The sequence below is a fragment of the Paraburkholderia agricolaris genome, assembly GCF_009455635.1.
GTDB lineage: Bacteria > Pseudomonadota > Gammaproteobacteria > Burkholderiales > Burkholderiaceae > Paraburkholderia > Paraburkholderia agricolaris.
This window is the reverse complement of the sequence record NZ_QPER01000002.1, coordinates 742,221-765,964: the sequence shown is the minus strand read 5'-3', so window position 1 is coordinate 765,964 and position 23,744 is coordinate 742,221. Positions and strand designations below refer to the sequence as shown.

Here is a 23,744-nt window from a genome sequence, read left to right as displayed (position 1 = left end):
CGCTACCGTTTCCCGGCAGAATTCGATCCGATTTCGAAAGTCCACGCATTCGTGGCCTTCGCCGTTTACACACGTCCTGCTCGCCGCTGCTACTTCTTGATGCGGCCGTACTGGTACGTGTAGTACCCGCCGTAATATCGGCCGTAGCCAATAACCCTGCGCGGAATGCCGTTGAAGATGGCCCCCTTCAGCACAGCGCCCCCTTGCCGCAACCGTCTTACCGCTTCGGCAATTTCAGGCAGCGGGTGCTGTCCGTGACGTAGCGCCAGGAGCGTCGTGCCCGCCAGTTTCGCCACAATTGCCGCGTCCGTCACCGCAAGCACGGGTGGCGTGTCGACGAGGACAATGTCATACGAGGCAGCCAATTGATGAAGCAGCTTGGCAAAGCGGTCAGCGAGAAGCAATTCGGCTGGATTCGGCGGAACGGTCCCCGTTGTTATCAAGTCGAGGTTTTCCAGTACCTGCCGCCGGGTCGCCTGTTCCACCGTATGGGTGCCCAGAATCAACTCCGACAACCCATTCTCCCGGGGCGTGTCAAAGAATTGATGCAAGTGGCCTCGCCGCATGTCCGCGTCGATCAACAGAACGCGCTTGCCTGTTGTAGCCAGTACTGCCGCCAGGTTAGAGCCAATGAATGACTTTCCTACGCCCGGGCTTGGGCCGGTAACCACCACAATATTGTTCGTGCTATTGAGCATGGCGAACTGCAACGAGGTCCGAAGACTGCGAATGCTCTCAATGGTGGGATCGTCCGGCCGAACTTTGGCGAGAGCGAATATTCCCTCCTCGCCTTTTCGCATGGAGTTTTCCAACGCCGACTGTTGCTCGCTTTGCGGGATTGCCGCGAAGATGCTCACGCCCGTTGCACGTTCAATCACGTCGCCGTCCTCTACGCCGCGCACAATAGCCCGGTTGATAAAGGCGGCAACGGTACCCAGAATCAGACCCAGGACAACGCCCAGCGCAACGACCAGTGGCCTCTTCGGCTTGACAGGTTTATCCGGCTGGACGGCACGGTCCACGATCCGCACGTTGCCGACTTTGCCAGCCTTAAGAACTTTGAGTTGCTGCGCGCTATTCAGCAAGCCGGTGTACAAGTCGGTATTGACAGTAACGTCGCGCATGAGTCGCAAAGCGGACTGCTCAAGATCTGGCAGCGCTGTGATGCGGCGCGCCAGAAGGCCGACCTGATCCTGCGCCGCGCTAATCTGGCTGTCGATCGTCGCGACGTTATGACTTGCGGGATTGAAGCGCTGCAAGAGCTCCACGCGCTTCTGCTTCAACTCAAGCAGCGTAGAGTTGGCATCCACCGATTGTTGCAGAACGAGCTTGGCCTCTTCGCTCAAGCTAACTGTCCCGCTGCGGTTCCGAAAATTGTTATATCGCTCTTCTGACGACTCCAGTTCCTTCTTGAGTGCAGGAAGTTGCTGATCCAGAAAGACCAGCGTCTTCTCGGTCTCGGCGGTATTCAGTTGAACGTTTTGATAGACGTACTCGTCGGCAATCGCGTTTAGCGTGTCCTTCGTCTCTTCAGCATCGGTGCCGTCGAGAGTAGTCTCAAGAATCCCGGACTGCTTGCCCTGCTCCGCAATCACCAGCTTGTCCTGGAGATCCTCGACACGCTCCGATTCCGAATAGCGCAAGAGATTGAACTTCGTGTTGGGGCGGGCATTGAGTTCACTCACAAGAGACGTAACCGGACCATCATCGACCCGACCGTGGGCTTCCTGACCCACCACGCCATTCAGCACGACATCGTTATCGTTGTCCAGCAGATGGTATTTTCCGCTCCCGTCTGAGACCAGAGTGAATTTACTTTCCACATAGGTTTTCGGAACGTCGAAGCGCTCTACCTTTATTTTCTCACCACCCCACGCGAAGCTTTCAAGACCGAGTAACGGTTTGGCCAGAGAACCCTCCGGCAAGTTTGCCAGCTCGTGATCTTCAGCGCGGCGCGCAAACCAGCGACCGATGACCGGGAAGTACTTCGGCTTTGCCGAGATGTACAGCTTCAGCTTTGAAACCGTCTGCCCAAGTACGAGCCGCGATCTGAGGATCTCGATTTCCGCCGTCGTTTCCGACTTGGCACCAAGCAGAGGGGCCAGGTCTCCTAATAGCGCGGCGGAGGTATCGGAATCCTCAACCTGAACGATCATGTTTGCGCGGTAGACAGGCTTCGCAATGATCGCGTACGCCACGCTCAACACAGTTACAACAAGCGTGACAATCAAGATCAACTTTCTGTTGTTCTGGAGCACAGCGATATATTCGCCGATGCTCAGATCATCATCTGTTTTTTCCTCGAGGAGCCGAATGTCTTTTAAGTTGGTCATTTTCACATTACCGTTGCGTTCATTTCGCGCAGCGCCACATACCAGTCGTCAAGCGCAGTGTCGATAGTAGACAAGACGTGTTCGAAAACTGAACGGTCTTTACGATACGGGTCGATCACATCAATCCCGCGATGGTGTCCAAGCCGAAAAACCCGTCCCGTGGAGAAGGGGTAACGAGACTCAAAGAATCGCTTCTGGACGTCGGTCATTACGAATATCACCGTTGCATCCGTGACCATGCTCAGGGTTACCTGACGAGCAATATGTCCATCGATGTCGATGCCACGCTCAATTAGAAGCTCTCGCGCAAGAGGGTCGGCGCGGTGGCCCACTACCGCACCAATGCCGGCTGATGCGATACTCAGCTCCGGCAGGCGGTGCGAAAGAATTCCAGCGGCCATTGGGCTACGGCACAGGTTTCCATCGCAAACGACAAGTACTGATGTGCTCATTTTTGCCTGAAGCATTTCGTTAGGTTTCGCAAACTTCGTATTGACACGACTATTTAGTCGCAATCGCCGCTGTCAGACCTGCATTGATGGCCGGAATGAGCAAGCTCAGAACACGGCTAAACCGCACCAATCCATTGCCGTCGACGTAGACAACGTCATTGGTCTGCAGATTGAACTGATTGGCGAGAAGCATGGAAACCGGCGATTTTGCGTCGAGGTGGAACACCTTGAAGTTCTTGTCGGCGGATCCACGAATGACGTAGACCTGCGACGGGTCGGAACTCGATGTGTTCAGACTACCCGCCTGCGCCAGGGCGTCGCTCAATGTCAGCCTGCCGTCGCGCAAGGGCACAGCAACTGTCGGCTTATTAACTTCGCCCATGACGAAAACGCCGCTATCCTCGCGTGACAGAACGCGCAGCAGGTCTCCTTGACGAAGGACGAGCCTGGCCGGGTTGTATCCTTCCTGAAGGATCCTCGGCAAGTTAATACGAAACGACTCCCCGTTTCGAACGAGCATCAGCCGGCTCTGATCTGCGGTGGGGCTAAATCCGCCGGCGCGGTTAATCGCTTCGTAGAGGTTCATTGGTACGTCATTCAGAACCTGAACACCTGGCACCCGGACCTCGCCGTCTATGTACACCTGTTTCGAACGATACGAGGACACACGCACCGTTACCTGCGGATCGTTGAACGTCTTGGCTAACTCGGCAGTCAGTTTTGACTGAATCTCCTGCGGCGCCAGCCCTTCGACATGCAGACGACCCGCAAACGGAAATTGCAGATTGCCCGACTGATCCACAACGAAGCCGGACCCGGGATCTGCCGCCTTTTGTGTCGTGGCCGGCGGCTGCGCTCCCTGCGCAAGCGCTAACTCAGGGTGGTCCCATACGGTGATTTGAAGCACGTCCCCACGGCCGACCGTATAAAGATCGGTCGTAGCACTTGCGTTTTCCAACCGTAAAAACGCCGGCTTATCTTCTGTTTCGCGCGCCGCCTGGATCGTCGAAAGATCGATGTCGGTAATCGGAATCTTGAGATCGGTGGTCGGTGTTTGAGTGTCGCTACCGTCATTGAGCGCAACCACGGCCGGCGTGGACATCTTCATCCCGGGAGCAACAGTACACGCGGACAACATGGTGAAGGCCGGCAGGACTATCAGGCCGAGACGTACGAATAGTCGTTGGAATCCTTTTGGGCTTTGCGCAAAGCATACGGAACGCTTGGACATACGATGTTTCCCCGTGTATCCCGCACTCGCGGGACAATTTATTTTTCGGATGAGGCTCAAGCCGTACTACATGGCGACGATCGAGACAGACAGATCTCGCGGGTCAACCATCCTTCACCTCAATGAACTGCCGTTTCCGAACTAGCCGGCTCAATCGGAAAACGTTGTCTGTCAATTCTGTTGTGCTCGCAACGACCATCGATCATGATTTCCGCTGCCGCTGCGATGCGTCCTGGACGACCGCCCTTATCGAGCATTAACCGTGCCAAACAGTTCAGCCGCTTTCCCGATCGCTTCCGAGAACGTTTACGTGGGTAAGTGCCGATATAAGCGGGTCCTCTTCCTGTCTCGCGTCCAATTTGAGGCGGCAGGAAGGAGGACCCCGACCTGCGTTACGTAACGTCCTGCCGTAACGCGTGAAGATGATCGAATGTCCTGCCTCTCAAGCACTAACGCACTGCACTCATTTAGTCGTTGTGCCAGTACCGCCGGTGCCGCCCGTACCGCCGGTCGATCCATTGCTGCCGCTTCCGCCGGAAATCGGTGCTGCTGCGCCCGCTGCCGTTGCAGCGCTCGAGAGCGACGCCGCCGGTTGACCGTTGCTGGTAATCGCGCCAGCCGCCAACAAGGTGTCGAGATCCGCATCCGCGCCCGGAGCGCCAGGCGTAAACGAAACCGTCAGGAACGACGACGAAGAAAGCGTGATTCCATACGTGTTCTTGATCAGCGTCGCCACCGCCGCCTGAGCATTCGCAATCACCGTACTGTTCGACAGCGCGCTCTGATACGAAGAGTTAGAAGAAATCCCCGCTAGCAGGCCGCTCACAGTCGTACCCAATTGCCCCGCCAGGTAGTCCAGCAACAGTTCTGTCAGCGGCGTCACATTGAAAGTACCCGCGCCGGCAGCAAACGAGTGAATCGTGATCGCACCGCTGGTCGCGGTAATCGCGCAAGGACCGTCAAACGCGAAGGTCGCCGTATAAGCGCCGTTCGAATTTGCCGTTGCACTGCCCGAGCCGTTCTTGCAGGCCAGCGTGATACTTGCGTTAGCGAGTGCCGCGCCAACAGCGGCCGTGCCGTTTACCGTCCCGACCGGCGAACTGCCGGTGCTGGTTCCACCACCACATGCGACCAGCGCGCTGGTGGCAAGCACGATCGATCCGAACTGCAGCGAGCGCAGCGTGGCGCCGTTTAGAAGCTTCATCGCCTATCTCCAAAGAAAGTCATTCACAATTGACCGGTGCCAAAGCCCGTCCGTCGCCTACACCCTGCAAACCGTTTCCGCAGATGCCCTGTGAAAGCACGGCGCCCGTCGACACGGCAGGCACACTCACTTGCGGTTTCTGTTTCGTGCGGTCAGTGCCGTCAGTACCGTCACTAGGCGGCCGCCCGTAACGCAGATACGCATCACGCATCCGATAGAGCTGAGTCGAGAAGTACTCGCCGCTAAAGCGGCCCTGATTCAACAAATACTGCTGTGTGCTATACGGGAAACTCATGTTCTCCGCCGCATTGGCCGACAGGTAATTCGTCGAGCCCACCCGCGTGCGGAAATCGAGCCCGAACTGCTCCGAGCCGTACACCTGGCTGATCCCCGGCTTCATGCCCTGGCGCAACGTCAGTGGGAAGCTGACTGCTGCCCCCACAAACGTGCCCTGCCCGCTATGTTCGCCATGCACACTCACTGATACGTCGTCGAACCAGCGTGTCAGTGTCGCAACCGGTCCCTTGTCTCCTCCAACAAAACGCGCCACCCCGGCTTCGATCCACAGCTTCCAGGACGGTTGGACCCAGCGGTAAGTCAGCTCGGCATTCTTCTCGCTCGGCAATTCGTCATGACCCGGTTCATGGTGAAAATAGGCGAGCCGCAGACGAATCAGATCGGGGCGTCCCGGCACGAATACCGTGGTTTCGTTCTGCACACCGACGTACGAGTAGTCGAACTTTCCGATCGATGCCACGTTGAACACTTGCGGCATGATCCAGAAGCTTTGCGCCAGGGCGACCGCATTCAGGCCACCGCGCAAGCGGTAATCGCTGAACACCCGGCCCTCGTCCATGTTTTTGGTGTTGTAGAGCGGCGCGATATAGCTCGCGTACAACTCCGCACCCCGCCAAAGCGGCACGAATCCTTCAATGTTGGCGCCCAGCGAAACATCGAAGACACCGTACTCGGTGCCGTACAGGTAACTGACCACCGGCTCGATCTGAATCCGCGTCAACCCATGCGTGTGTTCGTTGCCATGCCATGCGATCGAATCCGCGTCGTAGGTTGGACGCGTACGCATCGTCAATGAAGCACCCGCAGCTGTCGGCGCGCCGCCGGCAATGAACTGCGCAAATGCGTCGCGGTCCACAATGACTTCGCCTATTGGTTCATTGGCCTTCTTGATGACCACGTGAATCCTGGCGGTGCCATGAGGTGCATTCACACTCGCGACACCGAGCGCAATACCGAGCGCATCGGCTTCGTTCTGGTTGTAGCGATGGTTCTCGTACTCGACCACCAGATCGCGACCGCTGACCCCGACACGCACACGTTCGAGTCCGGCAGCAAACAGTTGCGCGGCGATCTCATCGAGCGCGGAGGTATCCAGCGCTTCCGGAATGGCGGCAGACGGCGTGTCGGACGATTTACCCGCTGTCACGTCACTCAGCATCACGGACGCATACGACTGCAAAGGCGGCACATACGTGATCGGCGCGGCGGCCAGTGCACTGTGCCCGGCATTGGCTGCGCGTGTGTCCACCGGTTGCAGGCTGGCGAGGCGGATGGCGCCGTCATCGTCGGCATCCGCGGTTTGGGCTGCGGGTACTTGCGGCCCGTCGCACAAGCCCTCTGCACAACGCGCACCGCTAAAGCGCTTGCCCAGCGGAATCTGAATGCCCACCGAGAATGAAGTGCGCGGCGCCACGCCATCGGTCGAACGAATCGAGCGCATGAACGTGCCGATCACGTTCGCATCGGCAAGCCAGCTAATTCGCGGCGATTGATAACGTACACCGGCATAAGGCGTCTTCGAATCATCTTCTGCGAGCAGCGACAGCCCCGTGTTCCACAGCGAGACCTGCGCGCCGCCGAACAAACCGTCAAGTCGATCGCCCCGGCCGTAACCGGCCGTCAATGTCACCGGTCCGAACGCTTGCGACACCACGCCGTACTTCGAACGGAAGAAATGTGTCTGACCACCAATGTCCGTCACACCGAACGCAATGTTCGGCTGATACTTGAAGAACTTCGGTACTTCGACCTTGACATTGGCCATCAGATGCCGAAATATGAAATGCTCCTCGCCAGTGAACTGAACCGACTTGACCGTCGGATAGTTGGCCAGCCCGCCCGCAACTTCAACGTAAGGCAGCAGTCCGAAGGCGCCCCAATAGACTTCTGAGCCGGTCGCCTGTTTTCCGTATCGCGGGTCGATGTAGTTGTTGTACTGAACTTCTCCTGTACCTTCGGGCAAAGCAAACGCATACGGAATGACTAGGCCACCGGCCTGGCCTAACGCATTCAACGCCGGCTCGGCCGCTTGTACCGATGCCGAAAATGCCAGAAAGGAAGCGACTGCAACGGCTGTCGGCGCCAATACGAATAGTTGTCCGCGTGATCTCGTGGCCATGTGTTTTCTTATTGTGTGCAAGTGTCAGTACGCGTTGCTATGGATCAGCCCTTTCGCTATCGTCGCCGCGACAATCCGCATGTCGAGCCCGAATGACCAATTGCGCAGGTAATACAGGTCATGTTCGACGCGTCCTTGCATCTTCTCGATCTGGTCTGTCTCCCCTCTGAATCCGTTGATCTGCGCCCACCCCGTAATACCCGGCTTGATTCGGTACCGATGGATATAGCCGTTCACGACTTTCTGATAAAGCTCGTCGTGTTCGATCGCATGAGGCCGCGGCCCCACCACCGACATATCGCCGCGCAGCACATTGAAGAATTGCGGCAGCTCATCCAGACTGGTACGCCTGAGAAACGCACCTACTCGCGTAATACGCGGATCGCCCCGCGTCGCCTGTTTCAGCACGCCTGTTTCCACGGCATGAGGACGCATCGAGCGGAACTTGTAGATCTTGAAGATGCGGCCGTCCGCGCCCTTGCGCTTCTGCGTGAAAAACACAGGCCCTCGCGAAGAGAACTTGATGGCAATCGCAATTGCCACGAGCAGCGGTGCAAGCGCCAGCAGTGCACAAGCGGCGAACAGGCGATCGAAAATCTCTTTCTTCACTAACGCGCGAGCCGGTACCGGCGACGCAACCAGATTAATTGCAGGCATCCCGATCAAATCGATCATGCCGCTATCGAACAGCGCAACGCTGCGCATATCAGGCACAAAACGCACGTTCACGAGATCGTCGCGAAACTCGGCGACAAAGCGCGAGATCGTGCGTTCCTCGGAGAGAGGCAACGCAAGCCACAACTCGCTCACGTCGTGAGATCTCACGTAGGCAGCGAACTTGACGATGTCGTCGTACACCGGCACGCCCGAACCTATCGTTCCCAGCACCGGCCGCACATCGAAGGCCGCCACCGCGCGAAAACCACTCGCACTCGAGCCTTCGATATTGCGCACGACCTGGTGGCAATGCGCACCGCATCCGACCACGGCAACCCGACGCAGATTCATCCCCGCATGGCGCACGCGTGCCAGCACAGCGTGCACAAGCAGACGCGACGCAATCAACGCGCCCCCCGTAATGGCCATCCAGTAGGCAAACCAGAGACGCGAGATGAAATCCGTGCGATGCAGCGAAAACATCAACACAAGGCCAAAGCCCTGAACGACGAACCACGCCAGTGACACCTGACCGGCCATGCGCAACATCGCCCGCCCACGCCACGATCCATAGACACCGAAAGTAGGGAACAGAACCAGCGTAAAGGCCGCGGCAAACGCAACGAACGCGGTATCGATACGGCTTTGCGTCAGGTCTTCAAAGCGCACCTGCGATGCAGCCAACGCCCCCAGGACGACGAGCATCACATCGAGCAAGCGTGAGATCAGGCCTTGCAACCCCGGTATCGTTCTTCTTTGCTGCGAAAAATTCGCCGTATCCATACTTATCCCCGCGCTGGTCTCTCGCGCCAAACGTTCTTGTGGAGCTGCTCAACTTATGTTTGCTTCAGCAGCCCATGTCTCTCGTACATCAACCACCACGCTCTTCGCGACAACAAAACCACCCCGGCACGCGAAGAAGCGCGCAATACAAAAACAATCTGGATTTCATTCATCCAGCGCGAAACGACACGACTGGACGTTCCTGAACAGCGATAGGGGATGTGCTGCAAGCCGCTCGCACCCGTCCAATCTGGGTACTCAGGCAAACGCCGCCACGGCGAGATCCGAACCAGAGATCAAACCGCTTGTACGTTGAGGAGACTGACCTGATAACCCCCGACCAGGTCAGTCGTTGACTCGAACTTCGCTACTGCTGCTTACTGCTTGTGTTGTCTGTGTTATGCACCGCGCAACCTTTAAAGCAGCAACCGTGCCAATCGTTATATTTTTTTTACAATCAGCTTTAATATATGGGACAAACCCTTGTCGCAGATACGTTTTTTCCCTGGAACGGTCGCCTGGAAAGCCGTCAAATAAAACGCAAAAACATGCCCGGTAACGCGCCCGTTACGTAACGCCGCCCGTAACGGCGCTCATCGAACCAGAACGGAGGCGGGCAGGCAGGAGCGCTGCGAAAAGTCCAACGAGGGCTATGAGGAAGATGCCTTAAGGTGCCTTAAGGTCCCTTAAGGCAGAGGAAACCGATCCGGGGGAACGGTCGAAGCGTCCCACCTCAGATGAATAAAACGGCGCCTCGCAAGAACGCAGACGTTCGTTTTAAACAGATATGCGCTCCGACTTTCGCTGTTGGGCACATGGCTTGCTGAACCCACGGCATCGATACTGCCTTTCGCGAGCCCGCTCAACCGCGGGCCGCACGGCTGTCGTGACAGATAGGTCCTGTCAATCCAAGCGGAGGTAATTAATATGTTGGGAACTATTCTTCTGGTCGTGCTGATCCTTCTCCTCATCGGTGCGCTTCCGACGTGGCCTCATAGCCGTGCGTGGGGTTATGGGCCAACAGGCGGTCTCGGACTCGTAGTGATCGTCGTGATTGTGCTGGTCCTCACTGGCGTCATATAGCCGGTATTGCGCTGCTTAAGAGCGGCTAGCTGTCGGCTGCTTCATCGCCGGCATAGCCGTTCAGCAGTTGCTCGAACAGATCGGCATCGCCCATTTGACCGCCCTTGAGCATGACTTCCATGCCGTCGAGTTCACTCCGCTCAGCGTGCAGACGGCAAACGGTGACGCCCGCCGACAAGGGAGCAAGATACGACAACCCCCATGCATCGAGCGCGCGCACGGCGATGCTCGATGTATCCCCACCTGCGATCCCGATGCGCTGCAGTCTCACCTTGCCAAGCACCGCTTTCAGCAATGCGGCATTCGCATTAGCGAGTTGCGGCATCACGCTGCGTGCAGCGTCGGCTATGGGATGCGCCATGCGCCGGGTCGTGAAAGCCAGCACATTGCGTCCATCGCGCAACGGCCCGACGATTGCCGCGACGCGTTCAGCCAGATAATCCGGCGCCGCATTGCCGGTCATTTGCTGCGGGTCCAGTTCTACACGCAGATAAGACTGTGCCGCGGCGATCTGCACTTCCGTCAAAGGGGAAAGACTGCCGGCCAGCACGAACACCGGGCCCCGTGCGCGTGTCAGCGGCGCAGGCACGGCACTGACTTCTCCTCGGTCCACCACATCATTGAGCGCACTGACATAAGCCTGCGCCACACTACTCGCCCCAACCGCAAGCAGTGGCGAGCGGATCGCGGCATGACGGGCGATCAAACCGCCAATCGCTTGCAAATGCGAGTCGTCGAGTACGTCGAATAGCACGGCATCTGGTTTCGATTCGAGCAGGCAATCCAGTTCGGTTTGCAGCGCCGCGTCCCCGCGCGCGTAACAACGCCAATCGACCGATTGCACATTCTTCAATCCCTGACGTTGCAAATGAACTCGTAAGTCCGCTTCATTCATCGGCGTGACGGGATGACGGCTCATGGTCGGGTGACGGTCGATTCTGTAGACCGATTGTTGATGAGCGTCTTCACCGCCAGCCGCAAACAGTTCGCCGAATACACAATAGCGACGCAGACTCGGTTGCCCCCCCACCACGGCCACGAGCGAGTTCGCACAGTACTCGCGCAATGTGCGGATTGCCACGCCGATGCTGCCGGTCTGCGGCGCACTGTCGAAGGTCGAACACACTTTGTAGTGCATCACGCGCACGCCTAGCGCGGCGAACGCGGCCCCCACCCGTGCCAGCTCCTGATGTTGCGCATGGGGCTGCATGGTGCGCGCGGCGCCCGCGATACCCACTGCGTCGAGCCGGCCCAGCATCGACAGCCGTTGGGCATCTGGCGGAGCGAAGAACAGCATGGTGCGCAAGCCGGCGCGGGCGAGATGAGCGAGCGTGTCGGTCGCGCCCGTAAAGTCGTCGCCGTAGAAACCATAAGCGGGGCCCGCGCTGCTCATGCCGCTCATGCCATTCACCTCCCGCGTGTCGCTCATGGTCGGCTGCCGAAGAACTCCAGCGCACGCCGCAATTCCGGCATATGTTCGGCGTAACGTTCCAGCGGCGTGTGCGCCTGCGCCGCCTCCCATGCCTGCCGAACACTTGTGACGCCGGCCGCAGGACCGTCGGGATGCGCGAGAACGCCACCGCCCGACATGAACAATACGTCGGTGGAGTGCACGGCATCGAACGTCGCCGGCACGGTGCCCGCCCATTGTCCTGACGAAAATGCGGGCAACACGGCATCGTCGCAACCCGGTGCGAGTGGCGCAGCACAATCGCGTGCGGATTCGATCACCTCGGCGTCGCTTTGCGCGAATTTACCGGCGAGACCGTGCACGTGCATATGGTCGACACCCGTCAATCGCCAGAGCGTCTGATACGCCTGAAACGACATGCCGAGCGCCGGATCGCGCGACATCATGCCGTAGCCGTTTCGATGCGCATGCAGCACGAGTGGCGTTGCGCGGCGCAGCGTCTGGATCGCCGAAAAGCCGCACCAGTTGATGCTGGCCATCACGCAACTGCCGCCTTCGTGCTCGACGAGTTCCGCGTGACGGCGCATCGCGTCGAGATCGTCGGTGATATTGAACGCGACCATGACGGGGCGGCCGCTGCGCTCGCGATAGTCGCGCACTGCTTTCATCACCGCGCGCACGCGCTCAGCAAGCGGAGCATGCGCGGGATTCGCACACACTTCGTCATCCTTGATGAAATCGACACCCGCTTCGCACAACTCGCGCACCAGCGCCGCGGTTTCTTCGGCACTCAAACCAACATTCGGCTTGATGATGGTGCCGATCATCGGCCTGTCCGCGACTTGCGTCAGCGCCCGCGTACCGGCTACGCCATGACGCGGCAATTCAAAGCGCGCGCGATATGAGGCCGGCAAGCGCAGCGACAACAGCCGCATGCCGGTCACTTCACCGAGGTCATACAGATTGCCGGCAACGGTCGCGGCAAGCGTCGGCAGATTCACGCCGATGTTGGCCAATGGAAACGACAACGTGACGCGAGCGCGCCGCCACGGTCCTTGCGTGCCCTGACGCGCCAGCCACGCGCTCGGCAAGCTGGGCTGCGAAGCCGGCTCGAGCTCGTCGATTCGCACCACGCTGGCGCGACTGCGCGCGCGTAGCGCGTCGGATTCATTCGCGACCCGCACGAAGGTGCCGCTCGACTGCTCGCCGGCCATCACGTCGGCCACGCGCGCGGGATCGAGCGGCGTCTCGATCAGATAGTCGGCTTCGAGGCACTCGTCGGTGACGGTCTGCGCCCGCAATATCGTGTTCATAGCGTGCTCAGATCGGGAAAGCGGCGCACCGGATCACGACCGTCCCAATCTCGCGAGGCCGCGTAGATCATGTCGAACAGTTTGCCCTTCGGCCCCGCGATCTCCGACAACTCGACCACCGTGCCTGGATGATTTTCAGTGTCGAAGTAAACGAAACGCCCATTACGCCCCACCTCGCCGCTCATCGCGACTTTGAAGCCTTGCTCCTGCAAACGCGCAAGATCGGCATCGAATGAAGTGGTCCAGTAAGCGTTGTGCTGCAAACCGGTGTGTCCCGCGGCAAGAAAGTCGCGATACATGGACGGCGCGTCATTGCGGGTCTGGATCAGCTCGACCTGCAGCGTGCCCGAGTTCGCCAGCGCCACCGAGTTATGCACGTCGTACGATTGCCCACGGTACGTGTAATTCTCGATTGGCACGCGTTCGTTGTAGAACCACGGACCCACGCCAAGTACGCGGCTCCAGTAGTCCATCGCGGCCTCGATATCGCGCACTACATAACCCGCCTGACGGATCTCGCCAAAGAAACGACTCATGAAACTCTCCCAATGCTGCCAGTTTTGAAAGACGAGCGACGCCCCGGCGCAGCGGGAACGCAGCGCCCGAATGTCGAACCCGTAACGAGACTTAAAAGAGACCTTAGAGAAAACCGATAGAAAGCCAGGGAATCGCCGCGATCAGAATCAGGCCGACGATCAAAGCCGCCATATAACCGACAATCGGACGGATACCCGCGTCGGGATTGACCTTGCTGATCGCACACGCCGAGTAGTAGCCGACTCCGAATGGCGGCGAGAACAGACCCACACCCATCGACAGGATCACGACGATCGCGTAGTGCACTTCATTGACGCCCGCGATCCGCGCAATCGGGAACAGCAGCGGTCCGAACAGCACGATGGCGGGAATCCCTTCGAGCACACTGCCGAGCATCACGAATACGACGATCGACACGGCGAGAAAACCATACGCGCCGCCGGGCATCGAGCCCATCAGTTGTGCGAGGTCCTGCGAGAAGCCGGATTGCGTCAGCGCCCACGCCATGGCCGTCGCGCAACCGATAATGAACAGGATCGCACCGGACAGGGTCGCTGCGTCCACCAGCATGCGGCCAAGGCGCTTCCACTCAAACCGCCGGTAGACGAGCAGCCCGATCACCATCGAATACGCAATGCCGATGGTCGATACTTCGGTCGCTGTCGCCACACCTTCGACCACCGCCATTCTGATCACGAACGGTAGCGCGAGTGCCGGCAGCGAGACAATGAACAGACGCCCGATCTGCCGCTTGCTGAAACGCTGCGCGCCGCTCAGGTCCTCCTTGCGGTAGCGCCACCACACCACCACGCACAGAATCAACGCAAGCACGGCGCCTGGCAGCATCCCCGCAGTGAAAAGCGCGGAGATCGACAGGCCGGTCACCGAACCGATCGTAATCAGCACAATGCTCGGCGGAATGGTTTCGCTTTGCGCGCCGGTGGTGGCAAGCAGCGCAACCAGGTCGCCTTCTGAAGCACCGCGTTTTTTCATTTCCGGGAACAGCACCGGCGCGATCGCCGCCATGTCCGCGACTTTCGAACCGGAAATGCCCGATACCAGATACATCGCACCGATCAGCACGAACGACAAACCACCATGCAAGTGCCCGACGAGGCTCGCGAGAAACTCGATCATCGCGCGCGCCATGCCGGTCATTTCGATCAGCAAACCGAGAAACACAAACAATGGCACCGCCAGCAACACCAGATGAGACATCCCCTCATCCATACGACCCACTACAACCTCGAGCGGCGTGAAGGTCGAAAGCCCGAGATAGCCGAACGTGGCAAGCGCGAACGAAAAGCCAATGGGCACGCCTGAAAAAATACCGATCGCCACCACGCCGACGAAGAAGATCACCAGGTTGGCCTTACCAAGCGTCTGGAACCACGGACCGGCGAATACAGCCACGACGCCCAATAGCGCGGCAATCACGAGCACGATCAGCACGTCGCGCAAGCGACTCACCTGCGCAAGACGAATCAGGCCAACGGTCAACATAAGCGCTGCACCAATCGGCAACGCGAGCGCGCGCCATGCATTGCTGATCTCCAGTGCGGGTGTGACGATCGCCGCCTCGCCCGATGCATAGTCGTAGGCGGGTCCGATCAGCAGCGCGAGTAAGGCGATCGACGCGGCGATCGCCAGCGTATCGACGAATGCGCGCCGCTGCGCCGAAAGACGGCTGACGAAAGCCGTCATCCGCATATGTTCACCGCGCCGCAACGCAAGTACGGCGCCGAGCATGGCGAGCCACAGGAACAGAATCCCGGCAAGTTCGTCCGACCACACCAGCGGCTGGTGCAGCGCATAGCGGCAGATCACGCCCGCCAGCAGCACGACGATCTCCACCGCCAGCAGTGCCGCCGCACAGACCTCGACGAGCGCGATCAAGCCGCGATCGAAGCTTCGCAGCCAGCGGCGCGGCAGGCTCGCCGCGTGCAGCGCGACGGCTGCCTCGGCCGGATTCAATGCGTGATTCGACATACGGATGCCTCCTCGCGGCCGCTCGCCGCGCTTCGCGTCATGCTCATCGATGTGCCGCACGGTCGGAACTCAAGGTTCATCGCTTGCGGTTAAGCCAGCTTGCCGACCGATTGTTCGAGCAGGTCCCACGCCTGCGTGCCGAACTTGCTCTTCCATTCGGCGTAGAAACCCGCCTGGCGCAGCGCCGCGCGGAACGTGTCCGGCGCAGGACGGTTGATGGCGAGGCCTTTGCTTTGCAGATCCGCGACGGCAGCTTCATTGAGCTTGCGAACGTCGTCGCGTTGTTTCAGCGCGCCTTGATTGAACGCATCGCTGGCGATCCCTTGCAGGTCCTTCGGCAAACGTTGCCACGCGCGCTGGTTCAGCACGAACCAGTAGCCGTCCCACATGTGGTTGGTCAACGAGCAATACTTCTGCACCTCGTAGAGTTTCGCGACCTGCACGATCGGCAGCGGATTTTCCTGTGCGTCGACGATATGCGTTTGCAGCGACGAATAGACTTCGCTGAATTGCAGGCTGGTCGGCGCGGCGCCCAGGCCCTTGAACATGTCGATGCTAAGCGGGCTCACCGGTACACGGATCTTCAGACCGCGCATGTTTTGCGCGCTGACAATCGGCCCGTTGCTGGTCGTGGTCTGACGAAAACCGTTGTCCCACATCTTTTCGAACGACTCGAGCCCGGCCTTCTGCATCGCGGCGCGCACGTAGGCGCCAAGCTTGCCGTCCATCGCGCTCCACACCTGGTTGTAGTCGCTAAACGCAAAGCCGACCGCATTGATCGCGACCGATGGCGCGAGTGTAGAAACCACCAGTGCGGACGGCGTGAACATCTCGATGCCGCCGCTACGCACCTGCGCGAGCATGTCGGTATCGCCGCCCAACTGGTTGTTAGGGAATATCCGGATCTCCATGCGCCCCTTCGACGCCTCTTTGATCTGGTTGGCCGCTTCCTGCGAGCGCACGTTCAGCGGATGCGTGAGCGGCAGATTGTTGCCGTACTTGAACACGAATTCCGGGCCGGACGCCGCGCGCACGATCGCGGGAAAGCCCAGCGCGCCGGCTACCGGCATGGCGGCAGCGGCACGCAGCAACGTGCGTCTCGCGAGGTTGGTCATTTGGGTGTCTCCTTGCTTATAATTGATGTGACTGTCGAATCCATCAAAAACCATCATCATCCGCTGACACTGCCCTGATTTCCGGTCACTGCGTGTCAGCCGTCGTGTGATAGCTGCAAGACTAGGCGTGCGCGGCAATTGCTGTCAAACCGCGAACTTGATGGTTTTTGATGGACTTCCACTCTGCGAAGGACGGCTATGTCCGAACCGCTTCTCGTCACCGCAGCCACGCGGGCGCGCATTCCCGACATTGCGCGCGCCGCCGGCGTCTCGACCGCCACGGTGGATCGCGTACTCAATGGCCGCGAAGGCGTACGCGCGGTCACCGCGCAACGTGTGCTTCAGGCGGCCGCGCAACTCGGCTATCTGCTCACGCCGGAAACACCCACGGCGTCTGCTTCAAAACCCATGCGCATTGCGTTTCTTCTGCCCGCCGGCACCAATCGCTATTTGCACATGCTCGGCGATTACATCGACTTCGCGCACGATCAATGGAATGCGTTGGACATGAAATGCCGCGTCCACTACGTCGAGAGTTTCAACCCGAAAGAACTCGCCGACCGTCTGCTGCACTACGGACAACGTGCGGACGGGGTGGTGTTCATGGCGCTCGAGCATCCCGTCGTACGCGATGCGGTAAATACGCTTGCCGATCAAGGTGTACCGGCAATTACGCTGATTTCAGATTTGTCGAACGCGCGGCGATTGGCGTACGTGGGCATCGACAATCGCTCAGCCGGACGAACGGCAGCGTTGCTGCTGGGACGCTTCATGGGACCACGGCCGAGTGGGAAGATCGCGATGCTGGCGGGCAGCCTCAACTATCGTGGCCATGAAGAACGCGAGATCGGTTTTCTGCACCTGATCGAATCGACGTTTCCGCAGGTGCGGGTCATTGGTTTGCGAGAGGGGCACGACGATAGCGAGCGCAACTATGCGCAGACGCGCAAGCTGCTGGAACAGCATCCTGATCTCGCGGGAATCTACAACAGTGGCGGTGGATCTGACGGGGTCGCTCGCGCGATTGTCGAAGCCCGTGCCGAGCAGAAGATCCTGTTTGTCGGGCACGGATTGACGCCGGACACGAGAGCCCTCCTGATCGACGGGACGATGGATGCATTGATCACACAAACACCGCAGGCCATGGTGGGGAATTGTTTGCGCATTTTCCGCAACGTACGGGAAAAACGCGAGGCGATGAGTGACGTTAAACCCGTGCAGTTCAGTATTGTACTGAGGGAGAATTTGCCTTGATTCGCGGGGTTTGAAGCGAGGGTTTGAAACTTGCCAGCAGGTCCGCGACGGCGAATCACGTCAGGCATGCCGGATGCTCAGTCTCCAGCGTATTCAATCTTTGATACACAAGGAGATCACATCATGCCTTACCTTCTCGGCTGGCTGCTTGGCGTCCCGCTTATCGTGCTGATTATCCTGTACCTCATCTTCCATTAACTCGTTGCAGCATAGACAGTTCACCTGAAGATCGGTCCACGCGGCGCTGCCTGTCCGGGCAAGCCGCGTTTCCCGAGGGCCTCGTCCCCCGTGTCGCCGTCCATCGATACCAGTGATGGATCGGCACCTATTCCTTTTCACTTGCACTGTACAAAACGGTGCGTAAAACTAGGTCCCCTAGTCCGCGCAAAATGCCATATCTGCACACGCACGCACAGACTGCGTACGAGCAAGGAGGGACCGATGGCAAGCAACGAATACACGCTGTCACATCAGGACGTGGTGAGGGCAGTGATCATTCATCAGAACATTCATGAGGGCTTCTGGACGCTGAACATCAATTTCAACGTCGCCGCCACTCATGGCCCACAAGTGCCGGACCCCTGTCTCGCCGTGACGATCAAGGGCATCGGCATCATGCGGGCTTCGTCTACCGATCCGCTCGCCATCAACGCAGCCCTCGTCAATCCCGCAACGCCGGAACGGGTTGAAAGTCCGGAACGTTCCGTGCATATCGCCGCTGCCGTCAACGGTACGCATGAAGGCGGCATGCAATTCTGTCGCGACGCCTATCGCAGTGTCGCTGTGCAAAGCGCGGTCAGAGCGCCGGGCAAACCCAGTTGAACGGGATCAGCGAACCGCCGCCATCAATGCGCCCATGCCGACCAGCAAACTGCCCATCAGGCGATTGACCACGCGCAATCGCTTCGGCCGTTGCAGCACCGTGCGCAGACGGTGCGAAAACACCGCCGTCGATGCCACGCCCAATGCGAACACCAGCGCAAACGTCACGGCCAGCAGCAGATATTGCTGATTCGCGGACCAGTGCACCTCATCCGAAGGCGCACTGATGAACTGCGGAAAAAACGACGGGAAAAATAACAGCGTCTTCGGGTTGAGCCCGGACGTAGCGAACCCGCGCCAGAACAGACTGCGCTGCTGATCCGCGCCGGCGGAAGCCGCCAGGCTGCCGCTACGCCATTGCTTGCAGCCGAGATACACGAGATAGATCGCGCCGGCCCAGCGCAACCCGATCAATGCGCGCGCGTCGATCAGCAGCAGCGAGTTCAGACAGAGCGCGGTGAACGCCAACTGAAGCAGCACGGCGCAGGTGCCGCCCCACACGCAGGGCAACGCGGCGCGCCAGCCGGCGCTGAGCGCCTGACTCATCGTCAGTACATTGACCGGACCAGGGGAATAAACGAGTACGAGAGAAGCGAGGAGAAATGAAACGTACAGCTGGATCGACATCAGTGGGCCAGGTTGCGGCTTGACCAGTCGTGCGCGCCATCGCCGCGCTCGAAGATCGTTCAAGGACAGCGGATGGACGCCCGGTGCCGGCAAGCATTCGGTTAAGAAAATGCACCATGCCCGGCGAGCGCGTCTTCCGGCGCGGGTGACGCCGGAATTCGCCCGCGTGCTGTCTTCCTATGAAGGCAGCGAGACACCGGATGGCAGCTTGTGGCCGCGCAAGACCGCCGGCCCGGGGCCGGCGGCCCGGACGGTTGTCCCGGGCATGAATGCACCCTGAAAATATACCAGGAGGCAGGCTGGATATGCTTCTTAAAGCGGTGCAATCATCCGCCGCACACAGAACGATCTTCCTTTAGAATGGTATTTATCTGAATAAACTTCCGTTGATGCCATGTCTACCCGAAATCGTCCACTGGATAACCAGGATCGGAAGATCATGCGCGAGTTGCAGAAGAACGCGCGCCTGAGCAATGCCGAGCTCGCCGATCTGGTCGGCATGTCGACTACGGCGTGCTGGAATCGCACGCGTCAACTGGAAACCGAGGGGTATATCCGGGGCTATGTCGCCTTGCTCGATCAGCAGAAACTCGGCTTCGCCGACGTAGTGCTGCTCGAAGTCACGCTCGACCGTCACGACGACGATGCCCTCGCCCGCTTCGGCGCCGAACTGGCGATGTTGCCGGAAGTGCTGGAAGCGTATCTGGTGTCGGGCGACTACGACTACCTGGTGAAAGTGGCGGTCGACGGTACGGCGGGATACGAGCGTTTTCTACGCGAGAAGCTCTACAAGATCGCCGGCATCCGCCATAGCCGCTCGATGTTTGCCCTCCGCTGCATGAAGAGCATCCCGTCGATCGCGATCTGATCAGGCGATGCCTGCCAGCTTCAACGCGTCGACGGTCATATGCACACCGAGTGCAATCAGAACAACGCCCATCATCCAGCGCTGAGCCAGCAGGAGTCCTGGACGACGGGAGAGGAACGTCGCCATGCTGGCGGAACAGATTGCCACCAGCCCGTTGACCGAAGCGAACGCCACAATCAGCAGTGAACCGAGCATGAGCGACTGCCTGAAAACACTGCCGTCCTGATAGTCGATGAATTGCGGCAGGAGCGACAGAAAGATCATCGCGAGTTTGGGATTCAACAGGCTGGTGGTTGCCCCCATCGCCAGAAGCCGGCGCGGCCGTTCGCGCGGCAGCTCACGAACCTCCAGCGGAGAGCGGCCACCCGGCTTCACCGCCTGCCACGCCAGATAGAACAGATACGCCGCGCCCACCGCACCCAGCACGCTGGCGGCATAAGGCACGCTCAGGAAAAGCGCGGTGATGCCAAACGCCGCGCCGAACATATAGAAGAGATATCCGAGCATGACGCCCGCCAGCGATATCAGCCCGGCCGTGCGTCCCTGCGCAATCGAGCGCGACATGACGTAGACCATGTTCGGACCCGGTGTCACAGCAAGCATGCCGCCGACCGCCAGAAATCCGTAAATCGATACCGTACCGTGCATTGTCGCGGGCTCCCTTCAAGGGCTCAGCATGAGTGGCATCAGTATCGGCCGATATGCATACGCCAGTAAAACGAATTAAACTGAACCCATTGCTCAGATTTTCTGACGAATTTGAAAGCGGCTTAAAGTGAAAAAACTCGATCTCGACGTGCTGGAAATGGTGGCGGCGGTCGCCGATACAGGATCGTTCGCGGGAGGGGCGGCGTCCGTGCACCGTTCACCGTCGGCGGTGAGCATGCAGATCAAAGCACTTGAAGATGCGTTGGGGAAACCGCTCTTCGTGCGAAGCACCCGCAACGTCGCGATTACCGCCGAGGGCACGACGCTTCTGGACTATGGCCGTCGGATGCTTGCCATGCGGGAGGAAGCGTGGGCTTCGGTGGTTCGCCCGGAGATGAAGGGCCGCGTCACGATCGGCGTGCCCGACGACTACGCTTCATCGTTGCTGCCTCCGGTTCTGGGAAAGTTCGCGGTTGCGCATCCCCGTGTGGAGATTCGCGTCATCGGTTTGCCCAGCAATGCGCTCGTTCCCTTGCTGAAAGACAACACGCTCGACCTGGCCTGCTTCACGAAAACGCGGGGCGTGGTGGGCGAATTTATTCGCTTCGAGCCGATGGTGTGGGCCGGGTCGCCCGCAAGGAAAGTGTGGAAAGAGCGGCCACTTCCCATTGCCGTTTTCGAACACGGCAGTACAGCACGCGCCTATGCCGTCAGCGCGCTTCAGCGTGAAAATATCAAGTATCGGATGTCCTACGAAAGCCCGAGTTTGCTGGGCCTTATCAGCATGGTCGAAGCCGGGCTCGCGATAGCGCCGCTCGCACGATGCAGCGTTCCGGCGCACCTTGTTCAACTCTCGCAGAATGAAGGCTTGCCGCCCCTGAACGAACTCGAAGTGGTCCTTGCGCGCAGTGCCCGCTCGGCACGGCCGCCCTGCGATTTTCTCGCTGAACAGATTCTGTCTGAGTTGAGGATTTAAGCGGGACTACGCCGGTTTCTCGACCGGGGGCGTTGCCGCTACGCCGGCGCCTGCCTGCCGCGCAACGGAACGCCCAGGTCTTCAGTGCTTATGATGCAGCCAGTCTTTGAGCGGATGGGCGTGCAGCCAGCGGGAAACCGGCTGGTCGTTCAACTGGTCTTTGTGTTCGCGCCTGTAGCGTACCGCTGTAAATATCACAAGACAGCACACCACCACGATTCCCACTACGAAACTCATCATCGATTCAGTCATGGCAACCTCCTTTGAGGCGAAACCATGCTTATATTTTAGGCGACTGGAGAAATAGCGACGTCGGCTTTCATTGTCCCATGACGATAGGAACCGCGACGCGTTCCAGCACGGTCATCGGACCCAGCCTTCTGATGATTTGCATCTGTGCTGTGTCGCGCACAAAGAGCGATCCCGCGAACCCCAGTGCGTTCACCGAAATGCCCTCTACTCGCTCCAGGGTCCGTGGCACCAGCAGCATCCATCGCGGGGTGACAAGCAGGTTGTACGGTGCCGACGGGTGCAGTTCGCCACTCGCTTCGATTGCGCGCAGGCCCACCGCGTCGAGCAATGCGTGGTAGCAATCGAGCGCTTCCTGTGCAGCGTGGCGTGACGCGGCAGGTGCCCGTTCCAGACAGGCGATGGCGTGCCGGAACGGCAGACCCGGTACCTTGCCAAGCCGACCTTCCATGCGTACTGACCCAAGAACAGACTCAATGGGAAGCGGCGGACCTGATTCCGCAAGCGGCAACGGCACGATCTGCAAATGCTTGTGGAGTTGACTCGCACCCGCCTGCGCGCCGCCATTGTAGAAACCCAGGCCATCGAACTCGGCCAGGCAGACAAACCAGGCAGCAAAGTCCGCCAGATCGAGCAGCGTTTCCTGCGATCTGAAGCAACGTGTGACGATCAGAAGATGATGATCGATGACGTTGAATTTGTTGAGCAACGCGATGTGCGTGTCCGAGAGATCGGCCACAAAGAGGTCTGGATCATAAGGCAGGAACGGATTGATCGCGCTGCGCGTCGCGGCTCCGTCGGTCTTGACGGCCTTGTGATCTTTGGGCGCCTGGCGCGCCTCCTCCTTGCGAGCGAGGCTTGAAACCTGGCGAACGAGAAACCGTACGCCGCGGTCTTCGATCAGCGCCTGGGTTGTCTCGATCGGCCGCAACGCGCCGCACCGCAGCGCATGCTCGGTCTGGTACAGGATAGCCGGCCATAGGGTGCCGGGCTGGAGAGGGGGATGTCCCACAGTTCAGGCAGACCGGTGCCCGTGTCGCGAACGCGCACGTCGCAAGCGCGCATGTCGCTGAACAGGAGTAAGCCGCACACCTACGCCTTGTACCCAATAGCCCGTAACAAATCCTTGCGCCATTGAACGCCCTCCTCGTCTTCCACGCCGAGCGGCGGGAACCCGTCAACCACACCCAGAATACCGCGCCCCTGGTCGGTCTCGGCAAGCAGAACCTGGGTGGGATTCGCCGTCGCGCAGAAAATCCGGCAGACCTCCGGCACGGCCTTGATCGCGTTCAGAACATTGACTGGATAAAAACCATCGCCGAGAAAGATCACGAAGCAGTGGCCCGCGGCGATGGTCATCGCATTCTGGCAAGCCAGCTCGATCAGGTCAGTGTCGGTGCCGGAGCGCCGCACAAGCCGGTTACCCGACGCTTCACAAAAGGCCAGACCAAACTTGATACCAGGAACGGTACCGACCATGGCCTCATGCAGATCCTCGACGGATTTGATGAAATGGCTTTGCCCCAGGATGAAGTTCGTCGCCTCGGGTTTGACGATTGTTACCGTAAGCAGTTGCATAGCGGACCTCGCTCGGTTGCGCCGGAAGCACTTGGAGAAGGCTGCTTTCGTCAGCGAAGTCAACGAAGTCAACGAAGTCAACGAAGTCAGCGAATCCCGGTTGGTCGCGTTTCGCCGGCCCGCGGCTGCCTTCCCCAATCAAGCCTAGTACGAACCCGCCATCAGCGAAAGTGCGGGCCGCAGGGTGGCGTCATCACT

The 23,744-nt window shown here is 59.4% G+C and carries 21 protein-coding genes; 5 read left to right on the top strand and 16 right to left on the bottom strand.

Annotation, left to right across the window (positions count from 1 at the left end; all coding sequences use genetic code 11):
- Positions 1–89: 89 nt before the first annotated feature.
- The 6 genes from GH665_RS24930 to GH665_RS24905 all read right to left on the bottom strand — a co-directional run bounded on the left by GH665_RS24930 (position 90) and on the right by GH665_RS24905 (position 9,040).
- Positions 90–2,333, bottom strand: coding sequence for a polysaccharide biosynthesis tyrosine autokinase (locus GH665_RS24930; protein ID WP_153142291.1), 2,244 nt, complete (start codon positions 2,331–2,333; stop codon positions 90–92).
- Between the two features lie 2 nt (positions 2,334–2,335).
- A complete protein-coding gene (locus tag GH665_RS24925; protein ID WP_153139870.1) occupies positions 2,336–2,785 on the bottom strand; it encodes a low molecular weight protein-tyrosine-phosphatase in 450 nt (149 codons plus the stop codon).
- Between the two features lie 49 nt (positions 2,786–2,834).
- The gene (locus GH665_RS24920) at positions 2,835–4,016 is read right to left on the bottom strand and encodes a polysaccharide biosynthesis/export family protein (protein WP_246216363.1); all 1,182 of its coding nucleotides are present in this window, start codon (positions 4,014–4,016) and stop codon (positions 2,835–2,837) included.
- 463 nt (positions 4,017–4,479) lie between these two features.
- A complete protein-coding gene (locus tag GH665_RS24915; protein WP_153139868.1) occupies positions 4,480–5,220 on the bottom strand; it encodes a carboxypeptidase regulatory-like domain-containing protein in 741 nt (246 codons plus the stop codon).
- A 19-nt stretch (positions 5,221–5,239) separates the two neighbouring features.
- Positions 5,240–7,636: a YjbH domain-containing protein gene (locus tag GH665_RS24910; RefSeq protein ID WP_153139866.1), complete on the bottom strand. Its 2,397-nt coding sequence runs from the start codon at positions 7,634–7,636 to the stop codon at positions 5,240–5,242.
- A 24-nt stretch (positions 7,637–7,660) separates the two neighbouring features.
- Complete coding sequence (locus GH665_RS24905) at positions 7,661–9,040, bottom strand: undecaprenyl-phosphate glucose phosphotransferase (protein WP_153142289.1); 1,380 nt, start codon at positions 9,038–9,040, stop codon at positions 7,661–7,663.
- A gap of 963 nt (positions 9,041–10,003) precedes the next feature.
- Between GH665_RS24905 and GH665_RS24900 the strand changes: the two genes are divergently transcribed.
- On the top strand, positions 10,004–10,159 hold the full coding sequence (locus GH665_RS24900) for a DUF3309 family protein (protein ID WP_035519431.1): 156 nt from the start codon (positions 10,004–10,006) through the stop codon (positions 10,157–10,159).
- A 25-nt stretch (positions 10,160–10,184) separates the two neighbouring features.
- On the opposite strand, the gene GH665_RS24895 is transcribed toward GH665_RS24900, so the two are convergent.
- From GH665_RS24895 to GH665_RS24875, 5 genes are all read right to left on the bottom strand, one after another.
- Positions 10,185–11,588, bottom strand: coding sequence for a four-carbon acid sugar kinase family protein (locus GH665_RS24895; protein ID WP_153139863.1), 1,404 nt, complete (start codon positions 11,586–11,588; stop codon positions 10,185–10,187).
- A complete protein-coding gene (locus GH665_RS24890) occupies positions 11,585–12,883 on the bottom strand; it encodes a ribulose-bisphosphate carboxylase large subunit family protein (RefSeq protein ID WP_153139861.1) in 1,299 nt (432 codons plus the stop codon). Before GH665_RS24890 ends, GH665_RS24895 begins: the two co-directional genes overlap by 4 nt.
- On the bottom strand, positions 12,880–13,419 hold the full coding sequence (locus tag GH665_RS24885) for a VOC family protein (protein ID WP_153139859.1): 540 nt from the start codon (positions 13,417–13,419) through the stop codon (positions 12,880–12,882). Before GH665_RS24885 ends, GH665_RS24890 begins: the two co-directional genes overlap by 4 nt.
- A 103-nt stretch (positions 13,420–13,522) precedes the next feature.
- Entirely contained in the window at positions 13,523–15,409 is a 1,887-nt protein-coding gene (locus GH665_RS24880; protein WP_153139857.1) for a TRAP transporter large permease, read from the bottom strand.
- A gap of 89 nt (positions 15,410–15,498) precedes the next feature.
- Positions 15,499–16,524 carry a TRAP transporter substrate-binding protein gene (locus tag GH665_RS24875; RefSeq protein ID WP_153139855.1) on the bottom strand — a complete coding sequence of 342 codons (1,026 nt, stop codon included), beginning with the start codon at positions 16,522–16,524 and terminating at the stop codon, positions 15,499–15,501.
- A 198-nt stretch (positions 16,525–16,722) separates the two neighbouring features.
- On the opposite strand from GH665_RS24875, the gene GH665_RS24870 reads away from it, so the two are divergent.
- Together GH665_RS24870 and GH665_RS24865 are read left to right on the top strand one after the other, a co-directional pair.
- Positions 16,723–17,778: a LacI family DNA-binding transcriptional regulator gene (locus tag GH665_RS24870; RefSeq protein WP_153139853.1), complete on the top strand. Its 1,056-nt coding sequence runs from the start codon at positions 16,723–16,725 to the stop codon at positions 17,776–17,778.
- A gap of 441 nt (positions 17,779–18,219) precedes the next feature.
- Positions 18,220–18,600: a hypothetical protein gene (locus GH665_RS24865; RefSeq protein ID WP_153139851.1), complete on the top strand. Its 381-nt coding sequence runs from the start codon at positions 18,220–18,222 to the stop codon at positions 18,598–18,600.
- A 6-nt stretch (positions 18,601–18,606) separates the two neighbouring features.
- Here the strand turns inward: GH665_RS24865 and GH665_RS24860 are convergent, their stop codons facing one another.
- The gene (locus GH665_RS24860; protein ID WP_153139849.1) at positions 18,607–19,227 is read right to left on the bottom strand and encodes a LysE family translocator; all 621 of its coding nucleotides are present in this window, start codon (positions 19,225–19,227) and stop codon (positions 18,607–18,609) included.
- A gap of 394 nt (positions 19,228–19,621) precedes the next feature.
- Between GH665_RS24860 and GH665_RS24855 the strand changes: the two genes are divergently transcribed.
- Entirely contained in the window at positions 19,622–20,095 is a 474-nt protein-coding gene (locus GH665_RS24855) for an Lrp/AsnC family transcriptional regulator (protein ID WP_153139847.1), read from the top strand.
- Here the strand turns inward: GH665_RS24855 and GH665_RS24850 are convergent, their stop codons facing one another.
- Positions 20,096–20,743: a LysE family translocator gene (locus GH665_RS24850; protein WP_153139845.1), complete on the bottom strand. Its 648-nt coding sequence runs from the start codon at positions 20,741–20,743 to the stop codon at positions 20,096–20,098.
- 127 nt (positions 20,744–20,870) lie between these two features.
- On the opposite strand from GH665_RS24850, the gene GH665_RS24845 reads away from it, so the two are divergent.
- Entirely contained in the window at positions 20,871–21,719 is an 849-nt protein-coding gene (locus GH665_RS24845) for a LysR substrate-binding domain-containing protein (RefSeq protein ID WP_153139843.1), read from the top strand.
- An 81-nt stretch (positions 21,720–21,800) separates the two neighbouring features.
- Here the strand turns inward: GH665_RS24845 and GH665_RS38810 are convergent, their stop codons facing one another.
- From GH665_RS38810 to GH665_RS24835, 3 genes are all read right to left on the bottom strand, one after another.
- Entirely contained in the window at positions 21,801–21,971 is a 171-nt protein-coding gene (locus tag GH665_RS38810; RefSeq protein WP_167531002.1) for a hypothetical protein, read from the bottom strand.
- Between the two features lie 67 nt (positions 21,972–22,038).
- Positions 22,039–22,980 (bottom strand): ATP adenylyltransferase family protein, encoded by a 942-nt coding sequence (locus GH665_RS24840; RefSeq protein WP_153139841.1) that lies wholly within the window; start codon positions 22,978–22,980, stop codon positions 22,039–22,041.
- Positions 22,981–23,060: 80 nt separating this feature from the next.
- Positions 23,061–23,546 carry an adenosine-specific kinase gene (locus GH665_RS24835; protein WP_153139839.1) on the bottom strand — a complete coding sequence of 162 codons (486 nt, stop codon included), beginning with the start codon at positions 23,544–23,546 and terminating at the stop codon, positions 23,061–23,063.
- Positions 23,547–23,744 lie beyond the last annotated feature (198 nt).

Coding starts and splice junctions, on each gene's coding strand:
- GH665_RS24865 (WP_153139851.1), top strand. CDS start 18,220: ATGGCAAGCAACGAATACACGCTGTCACATCAGGACGTGGTGAGGGCA.
- GH665_RS24915 (WP_153139868.1), bottom strand. CDS start 5,220: ATGAAGCTTCTAAACGGCGCCACGCTGCGCTCGCTGCAGTTCGGATCG.
- GH665_RS24860 (WP_153139849.1), bottom strand. CDS start 19,227: ATGTCGATCCAGCTGTACGTTTCATTTCTCCTCGCTTCTCTCGTACTC.
- GH665_RS24885 (WP_153139859.1), bottom strand. CDS start 13,419: ATGAGTCGTTTCTTTGGCGAGATCCGTCAGGCGGGTTATGTAGTGCGC.
- GH665_RS24850 (WP_153139845.1), bottom strand. CDS start 20,743: ATGCACGGTACGGTATCGATTTACGGATTTCTGGCGGTCGGCGGCATG.
- GH665_RS24875 (WP_153139855.1), bottom strand. CDS start 16,524: ATGACCAACCTCGCGAGACGCACGTTGCTGCGTGCCGCTGCCGCCATG.
- GH665_RS24920 (WP_246216363.1), bottom strand. CDS start 4,016: ATGTCCAAGCGTTCCGTATGCTTTGCGCAAAGCCCAAAAGGATTCCAA.
- GH665_RS24835 (WP_153139839.1), bottom strand. CDS start 23,546: ATGCAACTGCTTACGGTAACAATCGTCAAACCCGAGGCGACGAACTTC.
- GH665_RS24880 (WP_153139857.1), bottom strand. CDS start 15,409: ATGTCGAATCACGCATTGAATCCGGCCGAGGCAGCCGTCGCGCTGCAC.
- GH665_RS24900 (WP_035519431.1), top strand. CDS start 10,004: ATGTTGGGAACTATTCTTCTGGTCGTGCTGATCCTTCTCCTCATCGGT.
- GH665_RS24930 (WP_153142291.1), bottom strand. CDS start 2,333: ATGACCAACTTAAAAGACATTCGGCTCCTCGAGGAAAAAACAGATGAT.
- GH665_RS24870 (WP_153139853.1), top strand. CDS start 16,723: ATGTCCGAACCGCTTCTCGTCACCGCAGCCACGCGGGCGCGCATTCCC.
- GH665_RS24925 (WP_153139870.1), bottom strand. CDS start 2,785: ATGAGCACATCAGTACTTGTCGTTTGCGATGGAAACCTGTGCCGTAGC.
- GH665_RS24890 (WP_153139861.1), bottom strand. CDS start 12,883: ATGAACACGATATTGCGGGCGCAGACCGTCACCGACGAGTGCCTCGAA.
- GH665_RS24895 (WP_153139863.1), bottom strand. CDS start 11,588: ATGAGCGACACGCGGGAGGTGAATGGCATGAGCGGCATGAGCAGCGCG.
- GH665_RS24855 (WP_153139847.1), top strand. CDS start 19,622: ATGTCTACCCGAAATCGTCCACTGGATAACCAGGATCGGAAGATCATG.
- GH665_RS24910 (WP_153139866.1), bottom strand. CDS start 7,636: ATGGCCACGAGATCACGCGGACAACTATTCGTATTGGCGCCGACAGCC.
- GH665_RS38810 (WP_167531002.1), bottom strand. CDS start 21,971: ATGACTGAATCGATGATGAGTTTCGTAGTGGGAATCGTGGTGGTGTGC.